A 14,123-nucleotide genomic window follows, 5' to 3' on the forward strand; every position below is an offset into this window, starting at 1 on the left:
GGGCGCGCCCGGGCGCTGGTCGGGCCCCCCGCCCGCGGTGGGCGCGGCCCCGTCAATCGGCCTCCAGGCTATCGCGTGGGGCCCTGGCTGACCGCTTTGCTCCCGTTTGGCCCAGTCTGACCCGCTCCGAGCCGAAGGGGTGCGCCGGTGCCGAAAGCGAGAGCGCGAGGGAGCGACGCAGGAGCGAGGGAGCGCCGACCGTCGGCGCCGGGTCAGAGCGCCCCGGAGGCGAGTGGGCGAGAACACCGAGAGCGCCGCCGTCACGTTGGTGACGGCGGCGCTCTCGGGGAACGCGCTGGGGGGTCAGTCCGCCAGGACGACGACCGGGGCGACCATCAGCTGGGTGCGTCGCGGGTTGGCCGTGACGGCCGGCAGCTCGGTGCCGTAGGTCACGACGTCCTCGGGCTTGCGGGCGCCCGGGATCTTGCTGAAGTCCTCGACCGAGGCCAGCGTCGTCCGGCGCGGGTTCGCCGTGGAGCGGCAGGACAGCGTGGACTTGGTGGCGTTCTTCGCCTGGGACATCGAGAGCACCTCGTGGTCGCGGCCGGGCGGGATCCCGAGGGACCGGCACCGACGTGATGGATTCCGATTGATTCGGAGGGGTTCTGGGCAGGCTGATCGGGGCCGTGCTCCGGAGACAGCCAGGTTACGAGATCTCTTTCCACAGAGGCCGTGACCAAAGCTACACATTAGTCTGTGATTTTGCTCACAAAATACCGAGCGAAACTCAGATATCCGACATATCGCCGCATCGGAATTTTCCGACATATCGGCGGTAACGGGCATTCCGGAAGGTCTGTGACTCTTTTCGATCTAGGGTCCGCTTGGCATGTATCCGGCGAGTGTCCGAAAAAGGCGGTATTCCGGTCCGGTTACCGCACAGTCAGTGAGGTCGCACAAGCGGTCGGTAGCGCCGGGCGCCGGGTTCCGGCGGCCCTTGTTGGGATTCCCCGGCTGTGCTGGAATGCGACGGACCGTGGGTAGGGAGTGGTCCACCCCGGTGACCCGCTCTCCCGGACCGGCCGGGGGGCGGATGGAAACTCGACACCGTCCAGGCCGTGGCGACGCGGCGGGACGCCCGGTCCAGAGGTTGCGACGCCAGTGCAGGGACGTTTCAAAAGGGGTAGCGGCGCCGCGGGCAACCCGGAGTCGCGCGAGCCCGCGGCAGCCGCCCAGCAGGCGGCGCCGCCCGGCGGCCCGGCCGAGCCGGTGACCCCCGAGGCCGTCGGCCGCCCGGAGGACGACGGTCAGGAGCGGAAGTCCGCCCGGGACAAGTTCCGGACCTCCCTGACCCGACGCCGGGCCACCGGTCTGAACCGGCTCGCGATGCGCAACTGGCGCATCCGCACCCGTCTGATCGCCCTGCTCGCCCTCCCCGTCATGGTCTCGCTGGTCCTCGGTGGCCTGCGCATCCAGACCTCGATGGAGAACTCGCAGCAACTCGCCCAGATGGCCAACCTGTCCGATCTGGCCAAGAAGGCGACCAACCTCGCGGACGCGCTGCAGACCGAGCGCGACATCAGCGCCGGCCCGATCACCCACGAGCCGAACGCCCAGCTGGACGACGACATCGTCGCCGCCCGCAAGGCCACCGACGACCTGAGCCGCACCTTCACCGCCTCCTCCGACAAGTTCGAGAACCTCGAACTGTCCGGCGGTAAGGCGCTGCTGCTGCAGATCCGCAAGGACCTGAACTCGATCGCGGACACCCGCAGCCTGCCGTACCAGAACAACCAGAACATCCAGTCGACGATCACCGCCTACGACGTGATCATCCGCGACCTGCTGTCCATCACCCAGGACATCGCACTCGCCTCGAACAACAAGGACCTGGTCGTCTCCACCCGCGCGCTGCAGCAGTTCTCGCTCGCCAAGAACGCGACCTCGCAGCAGCGGGCCCTGATCAGCGCCGCGCTCGCCAACCCCAAGGGCCCCGACCTCAGCCCGAGCGACGAGTCCTTCGGTATCCGCCTGCGCCTGTCGTACGACAACGCGATCGCCAGCTTCAACAACATCTACACCGCGCACGACCTGGACAACCTGCGCAGCCAGCTGAGCTACAACGGCGTCGTCGCCGACGCCGACCGCTACGCCCAGACGATCCTCACTCAGGGCGGCATCCACCAGACCGAGCCGGTCACCTACAAGGACTGGTTCGAGAAGTCCAGCGCCAAGATCAGCGCCGAGCGCCGGATCGAGTCCAAGCTCATCGAGAACCTCGACGGCAAGGCCCAGGACCTGCAGTCCCAGGCCGACACGGACGCCCTGATCATCGGTGTCGCGGTCGCCCTGGTGCTGCTCGTCGCCCTCGGTGGCGCCGGTCTGATCGCCCGCTCGATGGTGCGCTCGCTGACCCGACTGCAGGCCGCGGCCGAGGACGTCGCCGAGCGCCGCCTGCCCGAACTGGTCAAGACGCTCTCCGAGAGCGACCCGCACGACGTCGACACCACCGTCGAACCGGTCGCCGTCGACTCCGCCGACGAGATCGGCCACGTGGCGCACGCCTTCGACATGGTGCACAGCGAGGCCGTCCGCCTCGCCGCCGAGCAGGCCCTCCTGCGCGGAAACATCAACGCGATGTTCACCAACCTCTCGCGCCGCAGCCAGGGCCTCATCCAGCGCCAGCTGTCGCTCATCTCCGAACTGGAGAGCCGCGAGGCGGACCCGGACCAGCTGGCCAACCTCTTCAAGCTCGACCACCTCGCGACCCGCATGCGCCGCAACGGCGAAAACCTCCTCGTCCTCGCCGGTGAGGACCCGGGCCGCCGCTGGACCCGCCCCGTCCCGCTGGTCGACGTGCTCCGCGCCGCCGCCTCCGAGGTGGAGCAGTACGAGCGCATCGAACTCGCCGCCGTGCCGTCGGCCGAGGTCGCCGGCCGCGTCGTCAACGACCTCGTCCACCTGCTCGCCGAGCTGCTGGAGAACGCCACCTCGTTCTCCAGCCCGCAGACCCGCGTCCGGGTCACCGGCCACGCGCTGCCCGACGGCCGCGTGCTGGTCGAGATCCACGACACCGGCATCGGCCTGAGCCCCGACGACCTCGCCGAGATCAACGAGCGCCTGGCCAACCCGCCGACGGTGGACGTCTCGGTCTCCCGCCGCATGGGCCTCTTCGTGGTCGGTCGACTGTCGCTGCGCCACGGCATCCGGATCCAGCTGCGCCCCAGCGACTCCGGCGGCACCACCGCGCTGGTCATGCTGCCGGTGGACGTCACCAACTCCGGCGACCGCCGCGGCGCAGGCCGGGCCGGCGCCGCGCCGGGCAAGCAGCAGCGCGGGGTCGCCCCGACGCCGCGCCAGCAGCGCCAGGTGCCGCCCGGCCGCCAGAACGGCCCGGCCGCGCTCGGCCAGGGCCCGGCCGGCGGTGCCCCGCAGGGCAGCCGTCCGCAGCTCGGCCAGGGTGGCCCCGGCCCGCAGGGCGGTCCGGCGGCTCCGGCCGGCCCGGGCGCGCCGGGCGGTCCCGGTGCGGCCGGCGGCCGCCCCGGCGGTCTGCCGACCCGCCAGATCGGCCAGTCGCTGCGCGAGAACCCCGCACCGCAGGGCCCGGGTCAGCAGGGCCGGAACCAGGGCCGGCCGGGCCGGCCCCAGCAGCCCGCACAGGCGCAGCAGACCCAGCAGCAGCCCCAGCAGGCCCAGCAGCCGCAGCAGTCGCCGCAGGGCGGCCTGCCGCAGCGCGCCCCCGGCCGCCAGGGTCCGCCGCAGGGCGGCCCGAACGGCCTGCCCCGCCGCGGCGGCCGTCAGCAGCAGCCCGGTCAGCCCCAGCCCGGTCAGCCGCAGCCCGGCCAGGAACGGCAGCGCCCCGGTGCCGGGTTCGACGGTGGTCCGGGTGCCCGGGCCGGCGAGCAGCCCCAGCACGGCCGCCCCGGCGGTCCCGGTGCGCCCCAGCAGGGTGCCCGTCCGGGCAACCGTCCGCAGGACGGCCTGCCGCAGCGCGCCCCCGGCCGCCAGGGCCCCGGTGCCCCCGAGGCCGCCGGCCGGCCCGGTGCCCAGGGTCCGCGTCGTCCGCAGCGCCCCGGCCCGGACGCGCCGCAGCGCGACCGTCAGCCGCAGCTGCCGCCGCAGGCCCAGCCCCAGCAGGTCCAGCAGCCCCAGCAGGTCCAGCCTCAGCCGCTGCCGTCGGCCGAGCCGGCGCCGGTGGAGAGCACCCAGCAGTTCGCTCGCCCGCGCTTCGAGGCCAGCCAGATCGACCCGCGCGACCCGCTGGGCCTCGGCCTGGTCGAGCCGGTGCTGCCGAACGTGCCGAACCCGGCGCGGCCGGAGCCGGTCCGCCCGGAGCAGGCCCTCCAGCAGCCGCCGCAGCCGCTGCCGCTGCCGCACCAGGAGCCGATGGCGCTGCCGACCGGCCCGTCCGAGGCGGCCGGCCAGCAGCCCTGGTACCCGCAGGCCGAGACCCAGCCGCAGGGCCCGGAGCAGGCGCGTCAGCGCCAGTACCAGCCGCGCCGCCCCGGCACCTCCGCGCCGGAGCTCCAGGAGCAGGCCCAGGCCCCGCAGCAACCGCAGCAGGTCCAGGCCCAGCAGCCCCAGCAGCAGCAGCCGGGCGTCGGCGAGGCCCCCTGGCGGCCGTCCGCGAACGACGAGCGCTGGCGCCGCGCCGAGCAGATCCGCGAGCCCTCGACCAACGGCGTCACGATGTCGGGCCTGCCCCGGCGGACCCCGCAGGCCAACCTGGTCTCCGGCACCGCCGAGGCGGCGCCGCTGACCGGCCCGCAGGTCTCCCGGGCCCCCGAGGAGGTCCGCGGCCGGCTGACCAACCTGCGCCGCGGCATCCAGCAGGGCCGCCGGGCCGGCGCCGAACAGGCTGCCAATCAGCCGGGCTCCCAGCATGGTGCTCAGCAGCCCGGATTCGATAGTTTCGGTGGCCGGAGCGACGGCAACGGCGCAGATCACCAGGAGCGTTGAGTTGAACCAGATGAGCCAGGCCGCACAGAACCTGAACTGGCTGATCACCAATTTCGTGGACAACACCCCCGGGGTGTCCCACACCGTGGTGGTCTCCGCGGACGGCCTCCTCCTGTGCATGTCCGAGGGCTTCCCGCGCGACCGCGCCGACCAGCTCGCCGCCGTCGCCTCCGGCCTCACCTCCCTCACCTCCGGCGCCAGCCGGATCTTCGAGGGCGGCGAGGTCAACCAGACCGTCGTGGAGATGGAACGGGGCTTCCTGTTCCTCATGGCCATCAGCGACGGCTCCGCCCTCGCCGTCCTGGCCAGCCCCGACTCGGACATCGGCCTCGTCGGCTACGAGATGGCCCTGCTCGTCGACCGCGCAGGCGCCGTCCTCACCCCCGCACTCCGCGCGGAACTCCAGGGCAGTCTCCTGCACTGACCGGAGCCCGCACGGATCCACCCACCCGTCCCACCCCGCCGCCGGGTCCGACCCGACCGGACCCGGCGACTCACCCTCAGCTACCCTCTGGCAGCTGATCCCGCCTCAGCTGGCACCGCCCCAGCTGGAACCGGCTGCTCAAGGCTGCAGCACAAGGAGGACCCATGACCCCGCCCTCGACACCCGCCGGCGCGTACGGCAACGGGTACGGCAGCGGCTACGGCGGGCAGCAGTCCGACGGCTACGAGCAGCAGCCGCTGGTCCGCCCGTACGCGATGACCGGCGGTCGGACCCGTCCGCGGTACCAGCTCGCCATCGAGGCCCTGATCTCCACGACCGGTTCCGCCGAGCGGACCGGCGGTCTCCTGCCGGAGCACGCGCGGATCGTCAACCTCTGCCGTGAGGTCAAGTCCATCGCGGAGATCTCCGCACTGGCCGGTGTGCCGCTGGGTGTCGCCCGCATCCTCGTGGCCGACCTCGCCGAAGCCGGTCTCGTCGCCATCCACCAGCCCGCCGCCGCGGGCGAGTCGGGCGGAACGCCCGATGTCACGCTGCTCGAAAGGGTCCTCAGTGGACTTCGCAAGCTCTAACGGATCCGCCCGGGCCACGACGTCGGCCAAGATCGTCGTCGCGGGCGGCTTCGGTGTCGGCAAGACCACGCTCGTCGGCGCCGTCTCCGAGATCAACCCCCTGCGCACCGAAGCCGTCATGACCTCGGCCTCCGCCGGCATCGACGACCTCAGCCACGTCTCCGGCAAGACGACCACCACCGTCGCCATGGACTTCGGCCGCATCACCCTCGACGAAGACCTCATCCTCTACCTCTTCGGCACCCCCGGACAGGACCGCTTCTGGTTCATGTGGGACGACCTCGTCCGCGGCGCCATCGGCGCCGTCGTCCTCGTCGACACCCGCCGCCTCGCCGACTGCTTCCCCGCCCTCGACTACTTCGAGAACAGCGGACTCCCCTTCGTCGTCGCCCTCAACGGCTTCGACGGACACCAGCCCCACACCCCCGACGAAGTCCGCGAAGCACTCCAACTCGGCACCGACACCCCCGTCATCACCCTCGACGCCCGCCGCCGGGACAGCGCCAAAAGCGCCCTCATCACCCTCGTCGAACACGCCCTCCTCGCCCGACTCCGCTGAACAGGGCGACCAAGACCGGACGAGTGCGCGGCCCGCGCCGAGCCGAAGGGGCGCGCCGGTGCCGAAAGGGAGAAGCGAGGAGGCCCCGAGGAACGAGGGGCATCGGAGCGACGACCGTCGGCACCGGGTCCGAGCGCCCCGGACGAGTGCGCGGCCCGCGCCGAGCCGAAGGGGCGCGCCGGTGCCGAAAGGGAGAAGCGAGGAGGCCCCGAGGAACGAGGGGCATCGGAGCGACGACCGTCGGCACCGGGTCCCAGCGCCCCGGAGGCGAGTGCGCGAAACAACTGCAACCGTCAGGCCCCGGCGGCCCGTCCACCCAACGGGCCGCCGGGGCCTCGATGCTTACCGGCCGGTGCCCTCCGGGGGCACCGCGCAAGACCCGTGTATAAGCAGCGGATAACAGTTCGGTAGGCATTTTGTGATCAACAATGACGCAGCGTGGCGAAACAGCGTCACTCAGCGCCAGATGACCACGGTTTTGCTCCGTCATGTCGGTGAATGTCCAGATTGTGCCGACGCGGGTGCCCTCCGGCGGCTGTTTGTCCCCCATCCCTGCACGTGCTGAAATTCCAGCTACCCCTGAATCTCCCGCGCCGGCCGTCCGGCAGCGGGTCAGGGCCCGGGGGTAGCGCTGGATTGATCCATGGCCGGCTGTCGGCCGAGAGGTAGTTGTCGAGTGAGGCGTAAGCAGCAACCCGCCCCGCAGCGGCGCTCCGAGCCCCGCCAGAGCGAGCCGAACCGTACCCCCGGGGAGCAGGCCGGATTCTCCGCGTTCACTCCCACCGAGGAACGCCCCCAGGCCACCCCCGCCGCGAGCCCCCCGAGCCTCTCCACGGCGCCCCGCAGCGGCGGCTCCCAGGGCGGCGACGGCGGCTCCGGACGGTACGACTTCCTCCGCCCGCGCAACTGGCGCGTGCCGACCCGCCTGATCGCGATCCTGCTGATCCCCGTGATCATCAGTCTCGTCTTCGGTGGTCTGCGAGTGAACACCTCGGTCGACGGCTACATCAAGGCGTCCCGCGCCGAGAAGACCGCCGAGCTGGCCAAGGCCGCGACCGAACTCGCCGAGGCCCTGGAGAACGAGCGCGACAAGACGCTCATACCCCTGCTCACCAAGCAGGACCCGAACAACGAGGTCGCCAAGCGCCGCGCCGACACCGACGCCGCGCTGAAGGCCTACAACGCCGCCTACGAGGCCTCCGACAAGTCCGGCGAGCTGCCGCGTCGCCACGACGCCTTCCAGATCCTGGTCGCCGACCTGCCGCACCTGCGGGCCAACGCGTACGGCCCCGAGCTGTTCCTCAGCGCGACCGCGAGCGCCTACTCGACGATGTTCGCGCCGCTGCTGGCCTACGACAACTCGGTCGGCATGGGCTCCTCCAACGCCACCAGCAAGGGCCGCGCGATCTACGCGATGTCGCTGGCCAAGGCCTCCGCCTCGACCCAGCGTGCGCTGATGCTGCACCTGCTGGTCGGCATCGCCCAGAACGGCACCACCCGGTACGAGAACGCCGACGCGACCCAGCAGATCGTGGTCGCGGAGAAGCTGGAGCAGGTCTCCCTCAACGAGTTCAACACCGGTAGCGCCCCCGAGGACGCCAGGAAGTACTCGGACGCGCAGGTCGCCCTGGCCACCGCCCAGGACCGCTCGGCGTACAAGATGCCGAACGGCTCCGCGCCGACCATGCAGGGCCTGCTGGCCCTGGCCGCCGCGTACAGCCAGTCCGCCGCCGAGGGCCAGCTGAAGGGCAAGGCCGCCGCCGACGCGTCGTTCGCCGAGGCGAAGGCCTCCGGCCTGACCCCGGACAACTGGAACCAGGCCGCCAACACCCACATCCAGGCCCTGCGGAACACCGAAGTCACGCTGCTGGACGACGTCCTCACCGACTCCCGCAGCCTGAAGGACAACGCGCTCTACGACGCCATCCTCAACACGGTCATCGTCGTCGCCTCGCTGATCCTGGCCGGCCTGCTCACCGGCTACGTGGCCCGCTCGATGATCCTCGGCATGCGCACCCTGCGCAGCGCCGCCCTGGAGATCGCCGACCACCGCCTGCCGGACCTGGTCGAGAAGCTCTCCAAGACCGACCCCGACCGGGTCGACACCTCGGTGACCGCGATCCCGCTGCACGGCAAGGACGAGATCGGCGAAGTCGCCCGGGCGTTCGACCAGGTCCACCAGCAGGCCGTGGCGCTCGCCGCCGAGCAGGCCCTGCTCCGAGGGAACGTCAACGCGATCTTCACCAACCTGTCGCGTCGCAGCCAGGGCCTGATCCAGCGCCAGCTGGCGCTGATCACCGACCTGGAGAACAACGAGGCCGACCCGGACCAGCTGGAGAACCTCTTCAAGCTGGACCACCTGGCGACCCGTATGCGCCGCAACGGTGAGAACCTGCTCGTCCTCGCGGGCGAGGAGGCCGGCCGCCGCTGGAACACCCCGGTCCCGCTGGTCGACGTGCTCCGCGCCGCCGCCTCCGAGGTGGAGCAGTACGAGCGCGTCGAGCTCTCCGGCATCCCGGAGGTCGACGTCGTCGGCGCCGCCGTGACCGACCTCGTCCACCTGCTCGCCGAGCTGCTGGAGAACGCCACCTCGTTCTCCAGCCCGCAGACCCGGGTGCTGGTCAACGCGACCCGCCTGCCGGACGGCCGCGTGCTGGTCGAGATCCACGACAAGGGCATCGGCCTCACCGCCGAGGACTTCGCCGAGATCAACGAGAAGCTGGCCGAGCCGCCCACGGTCGACGCCACCATCTCCCGCCGCATGGGCCTGTTCGTGGTCGGCCGGCTCTCCCAGCGGCACGACATCCGCGTCCAGCTCCGCCCGTCCGGCGAGTCGGCCGGCACCACCTCGCTGGTCATGCTCCCGCCGTTCGTCACCCAGGGCGGGGCCGCGCCGGAGCCGGAGGAGCAGTTCACCGTCTCCCGGATCTTCGCGGACCAGCAGCCGACCTCCGAGTGGGCGCCCGACGACCGCAACCGCAGCGCCGCCGAACTCGGCTTCGACGACCACCTCACCGGTGTCGGCAACGCCGGCTCCTCCGGCTTCAGCCCGGCCCTGGAGGCCGTCCAGCGCTCGCAGCGCCTCGACCAGGTCCGCCGCGCGGCCCTGGAGAGCGGCCAGGAGCCGCCGGTCGTGGACGCCGAGGTCGAGGAGGACTACCAGCAGGGCTACGACCAGTACGCCCCGCAGGGCTACGACCAGCAGCAGCCCTACGCCGACGACCAGTACGGCTACGAGCAGCAGGGCTACCGGCAGGACGGGTACGGCCCGGACGCCTACGGCCGGTACCCGCAGCAGCAGCAGGGCTACGACCAGCAGCCCTACGCCGACGAGCAGTACGCCGACGACCAGTACGGCTACGACGGCGGCGGCTACCAGCAGGACGACTACGCCGACCAGTACGGCCGCCAGGCCCAGGAGGCCCCGGCCGGCCACCCGTACGCCCCCGAGCCGCCCGCGCTGCCCGCCGCCGAGGAGCCCCGCTCCACCCTGGCGTCCGGGCTGCCGCAGCGCCGCCCCGGCGAGCAGCTGGCCGGCGGCGGCCTCGGCAGCGCGCCGGTCAACTCCGGCTCGTCCGGTGAGACCCCGAACTGGTTCGCGGGCGCCAAGGACACCTCCGCCACCCCCGAGCCGCGCGGCCACGACGTGTCCTCGCTCGGCGGTTACGGCCCGACCGGCCCGACCGCCAGCACCGCCTGGCAGTCGCCGAACGACGGCGACTGGCAGCGGGCCGAGCAGTTGCGCGAGCCTTCCTCCGCCGGAACCACCGGGGCCGGTCTGCCGCGGCGCGTGCCCAAGCAGAACCTGGTGCCCGGCAACGCCCAGTCCGCCCCGCCCGCCCCGCAGGAAGGGCCGCAGGTCTCCCGCAGCCCCGAGGAGGTCCGTGGCCGCCTCACCAACCTGCGCCGCGGTGTGGAGCAGGGCCGCAGCGCCGGCAACACCGGAAGCTTCCGGATCGACCCCGATCAGGTAGACCAGTCCGGCAACGGACAGAACCGCAGCACCGATCTCTTCGGCGGCTCGAACCACCAGGAGCGTTGAGTTGACTCAGATGAGCCAGGCCGCACAGAACCTGAACTGGCTGATCACCAATTTCGTGGACAACACCCCCGGGGTGTCCCACACCGTGGTGGTCTCCGCGGACGGCCTCCTCCTGTGCATGTCCGAGGGCTTCCCGCGCGACCGCGCCGACCAGCTCGCCGCCGTCGCCTCCGGCCTCACCTCCCTCACCTCCGGCGCCAGCCGGATCTTCGAGGGCGGCGAGGTCAACCAGACCGTCGTCGAGATGGAACGGGGCTTCCTGTTCCTCATGGCCATCAGCGACGGCTCCGCCCTCGCCGTCCTGGCCAGCCCCGACTCGGACATCGGCCTCGTCGGCTACGAGATGGCCCTGCTCGTCGACCGCGCAGGCGCCGTCCTCACCCCCGCACTCCGCGCGGAACTCCAGGGCAGTCTCCTGCACTGACGGTTCGTCGGATACCGTCCAGGTATTCGAAGTACCTCCGCGTCCTTCCCGGGCCCGCTTCGGCGGGCTCGGGTTCGGACGTTGTACGGCCTTCGCACCACCGGCTCCGGACCTGCGCCGAAGCTCGCACCGCACCGCCGCACCTTGTGAGGAGAGGAACCGTGACACCGCCCGACGACCGCAGCGGCCAGTACGGTCTTCCGTACCCTGGCACAGGCCATGACGCCTTCGGAGCACCCGGCGTCGGCCACGGTCAGCAGTACGGTCGGCACCAGTACGGGCAGCCCCAGCACCCGTACTCCCGGCCCGACGAGCAGTACGGCCAGCACGACCAGCACGGCGGACAGGGTCAGTACGACCCGCAGCAGGGCCAGCAGGGCCACCAGGGCCAGTACGACCAGTACGGCCGGCCGCAGCCCTCGTACGGCGCCCCGGCGCCCGGCCCGCAGTCGAACGGCTGGCCGACTCCGGCCCCGACGCCCGACCCGGCCCCCGGCTACCAGCTGGCCCAGGAGCCCGGCCACGTCGAGGAGTTCGAGGACGAGCCCGACTCCGGCCCGCTGATCCGCCCGTTCGCGATGACCGGCGGTCGCACCCGGCCGCGCTACGAACTCGCGCTGGAGGCACTGGTCTCCGCCGACGTCGATCCGCAGCGCCTGGCCACCCTCCTCCCCGAGCACCAGCGGATCTGCACGCTGTGCACGGAGGTCAAGTCCGTCGCAGAGGTTTCGGCGCTGCTCTCCCTTCCCCTGGGAGTGGCCCGCATCCTCGTGGCCGACCTCGCCGAAGCCGGCCTGGTCGCCATCCACCAGCCCGCTTCCGGCGGCGAATCCGGAAACCAGCCCGACGTCACGCTGCTCGAAAGGGTCCTCAGTGGACTTCGCAAGCTCTAACGCGGCCGCCCCCACCCGCGCCACCACCTCCGCGAAGATCGTCGTTGCGGGCGGCTTCGGTGTCGGCAAGACCACGCTCGTCGGCGCCGTCTCCGAGATCAACCCCCTGCGCACCGAAGCCGTCATGACCTCGGCCTCCGCCGGCATCGACGACCTCAGCCACGTCTCCGGCAAGACGACCACCACCGTCGCCATGGACTTCGGCCGCATCACCCTCGACGAAGACCTCATCCTCTACCTCTTCGGCACCCCCGGACAGGACCGCTTCTGGTTCATGTGGGACGACCTCGTCCGCGGCGCCATCGGCGCCGTCGTCCTCGTCGACACCCGCCGCCTCGCCGACTGCTTCCCCGCCCTCGACTACTTCGAGAACAGCGGACTCCCCTTCGTCGTCGCCCTCAACGGCTTCGACGGACACCAGCCCCACACCCCCGACGAAGTCCGCGAAGCACTCCAACTCGGCACCGACACCCCCGTCATCACCCTCGACGCCCGCCGCCGGGACAGCGCCAAAAGCGCCCTCATCACCCTCGTCGAACACGCCCTCCTCGCCCGACTCCGCTGAACCCCCGCTCCGCGGAGCCCCGACTCCGCTGAGCAGTACGCGTGAGGCCTATGGACCTCGGGTCCATAGGCCTCACCTCGCGCCGGGGAGCGCCTACTCGGTCGGCTCCAGCCCGGCCCGGATCAGGCCGTAGGTGTACGCGTCCTCCAGCGCCAGCCAGGAGGCGGCGACCACGTTGTCGGCCACGCCCACGGTGGACCAGGTGACGGTGCCGTCGGTGGACTCGATCAGTACCCGGGTCTTGGAGCCGGTGCCGTGCTGGCCCTCCAGGATGCGGACCTTGTAGTCCACCAGCTCGAAGGTGGCCAGCGGCGGGTAGATCCCCTCCAGCGCGGTGCGCAGCGCCTGGTCCAGCGCGTTGACCGGGCCGTTGCCCTCGCCCACCGCGATCCGGCGCTCGCCCTTGGCCCACAGCTTGACGGTCGCCTCGTTGCCGGAGAGCCCTTTCGGGCCCTGCTCGCTGATGGTCCGCCAGGACTCCAGCGTGTAGAAGCGGTCCCGGCTGCCCCGCACCTCGTCGCGCAGCAGCAGTTCGAAGGAGGCGTCGGCGGACTCGTAGGTGTAGCCGAGGTTCTCCTGCTCCTTCACCTTGGCCACCACCCGCCCGGCGAGGTCGCGGTCGGCCGAGAGGTCGTAGCCGAGCTCCTTGCCCTTGAGCTCGACGGAGGCCCGGCCGGCCATGTCGGAGACCAGCATCCGCATGGTGTTGCCGACCCGCTCGGGGTCGATGTGCTGGTACAGGTCCGGGTCGATCTTGATCGCGGAGGCGTGCAGGCCCGCCTTGTGGGCGAAGGCCGAGTAACCGACGTACGGCTGGTGGGTGGAGGGGGCCAGGTTGACCAGCTCGGCGATCGCGTGCGAGATCCGGGTCATCTCGGCCAGCCGGCCCTCGGGCAGCACCCGGCGGTCGTACTTGATCTCCAGCGCGCCGACCACCGGGAACAGGTTGGCGTTGCCGACCCGCTCGCCGTAGCCGTTGGCGGTGCACTGGACGTGGGTCGCGCCGGCGTCCACCGCGGCCAGCGTGTTGGCCACCGCGCAGCCGGTGTCGTCCTGGGCGTGGATGCCGAGCCGGGCGCCGGTGCGGGCCAGTACCTCGGCGACGATCTCCCGGACGTCGGCCGGCAGCATCCCGCCGTTGGTGTCGCAGAGCACCACCACGTCGGCCCCGGCCTCGTGCGCGGCGCGCACCACCGACAGGGCGTACTCGCGGTTCGCCCGGTAGCCGTCGAAGAAGTGCTCGCAGTCGATGAACACCCGGCGGCCCTGGGAGCGCAGGAACTCGACGCTGTCCCGGACCATCTCCAGGTTCTCGTCCAGCGTGGTGCGCAGCGCCAGCTCCACGTGCCGGTCGTGGGACTTGGCGACCAGGGTGACGACCGGGGCGCCGGAGTTGACCAGCGCCGCGAGCTGCGGGTCGTCCGCGGCCCGGCCGCCGGCCCGGCGGGTGGCGCCGAAGGCGACCAGCTGGGCGTGCCGCAGTTCCAGCTCGGCGGCGGCGCGGGCGAAGAACTCGGTGTCACGCGGGTTGGCGCCGGGCCAGCCGCCCTCGATGAAGCCGACCCCGAACTCGTCCAGGTGCCGGGCGATGGCCAGCTTGTCCGCCACCGTCAGGTTGATGCCCTCGCGCTGGGCGCCGTCGCGCAGCGTGGTGTCGAACACGTGGAAACTGTCGTCGGTACGGCTGACCTCGGTCATGACCTCTGGTGCTCCGTTTCGGGGAGTCG

The 14,123-nt window shown here is 71.8% G+C and carries 10 protein-coding genes; 8 read left to right on the forward strand and 2 right to left on the reverse strand.

Going from position 1 to position 14,123, the window contains the following annotated elements; translation table 11 throughout:
* Positions 1-303 precede the first annotated feature (303 nt).
* A complete protein-coding gene (locus tag CRP52_RS10410) occupies positions 304-522 on the reverse strand; it encodes a hypothetical protein (protein WP_097236134.1) in 219 nt (72 codons plus the stop codon).
* Positions 523-1,101: 579 nt separating this feature from the next.
* Here CRP52_RS10410 and CRP52_RS40415 point away from each other — a divergent pair.
* The 8 genes from CRP52_RS40415 to CRP52_RS10450 all read left to right on the forward strand — a co-directional run bounded on the left by CRP52_RS40415 (position 1,102) and on the right by CRP52_RS10450 (position 12,396).
* The gene (locus CRP52_RS40415; RefSeq protein WP_306458851.1) at positions 1,102-4,899 is read left to right on the forward strand and encodes a nitrate- and nitrite sensing domain-containing protein; all 3,798 of its coding nucleotides are present in this window, start codon (positions 1,102-1,104) and stop codon (positions 4,897-4,899) included.
* Between the two features lie 10 nt (positions 4,900-4,909).
* The gene (locus tag CRP52_RS10420; protein WP_097236138.1) at positions 4,910-5,323 is read left to right on the forward strand and encodes a roadblock/LC7 domain-containing protein; all 414 of its coding nucleotides are present in this window, start codon (positions 4,910-4,912) and stop codon (positions 5,321-5,323) included.
* 164 nt (positions 5,324-5,487) lie between these two features.
* A complete protein-coding gene (locus CRP52_RS10425) occupies positions 5,488-5,913 on the forward strand; it encodes a DUF742 domain-containing protein (RefSeq protein WP_097236135.1) in 426 nt (141 codons plus the stop codon).
* A complete protein-coding gene (locus CRP52_RS10430; RefSeq protein WP_097236136.1) occupies positions 5,894-6,472 on the forward strand; it encodes a GTP-binding protein in 579 nt (192 codons plus the stop codon). The genes CRP52_RS10425 and CRP52_RS10430 overlap by 20 nt, the downstream gene beginning before the upstream one ends.
* A 676-nt stretch (positions 6,473-7,148) precedes the next feature.
* Entirely contained in the window at positions 7,149-10,514 is a 3,366-nt protein-coding gene (locus CRP52_RS40420; RefSeq protein WP_306458852.1) for a sensor histidine kinase, read from the forward strand.
* Between the two features lie 10 nt (positions 10,515-10,524).
* Positions 10,525-10,938: a roadblock/LC7 domain-containing protein gene (locus CRP52_RS10440; RefSeq protein ID WP_097236138.1), complete on the forward strand. Its 414-nt coding sequence runs from the start codon at positions 10,525-10,527 to the stop codon at positions 10,936-10,938.
* A 161-nt stretch (positions 10,939-11,099) separates the two neighbouring features.
* A complete protein-coding gene (locus tag CRP52_RS10445) occupies positions 11,100-11,831 on the forward strand; it encodes a DUF742 domain-containing protein (RefSeq protein ID WP_097236139.1) in 732 nt (243 codons plus the stop codon).
* Positions 11,812-12,396: a GTP-binding protein gene (locus tag CRP52_RS10450; protein WP_097236140.1), complete on the forward strand. Its 585-nt coding sequence runs from the start codon at positions 11,812-11,814 to the stop codon at positions 12,394-12,396. Before CRP52_RS10445 ends, CRP52_RS10450 begins: the two co-directional genes overlap by 20 nt.
* A gap of 93 nt (positions 12,397-12,489) precedes the next feature.
* Here CRP52_RS10450 and cimA read toward each other — a convergent pair whose 3' ends face one another.
* Positions 12,490-14,094 (reverse strand): citramalate synthase, encoded by a 1,605-nt coding sequence (cimA, locus tag CRP52_RS10455; RefSeq protein WP_097236141.1) that lies wholly within the window; start codon positions 14,092-14,094, stop codon positions 12,490-12,492.
* Positions 14,095-14,123 lie beyond the last annotated feature (29 nt).

Source organism: Streptomyces sp. 1331.2 (assembly GCF_900199205.1).
Classification (GTDB): domain Bacteria; phylum Actinomycetota; class Actinomycetes; order Streptomycetales; family Streptomycetaceae; genus Kitasatospora.

What these genes read in the sequence shown, in the direction of transcription:
- CRP52_RS10440 (WP_097236138.1), top strand. Translation starts at nt 10,525, where the DNA reads ATGAGCCAGGCCGCACAGAACCTGAACTGGCTGATCACCAATTTCGTG.
- cimA (WP_097236141.1), bottom strand. Translation starts at nt 14,094, where the DNA reads ATGACCGAGGTCAGCCGTACCGACGACAGTTTCCACGTGTTCGACACC.
- CRP52_RS10420 (WP_097236138.1), top strand. Translation starts at nt 4,910, where the DNA reads ATGAGCCAGGCCGCACAGAACCTGAACTGGCTGATCACCAATTTCGTG.
- CRP52_RS10425 (WP_097236135.1), top strand. Translation starts at nt 5,488, where the DNA reads ATGACCCCGCCCTCGACACCCGCCGGCGCGTACGGCAACGGGTACGGC.
- CRP52_RS10410 (WP_097236134.1), bottom strand. Translation starts at nt 522, where the DNA reads ATGTCCCAGGCGAAGAACGCCACCAAGTCCACGCTGTCCTGCCGCTCC.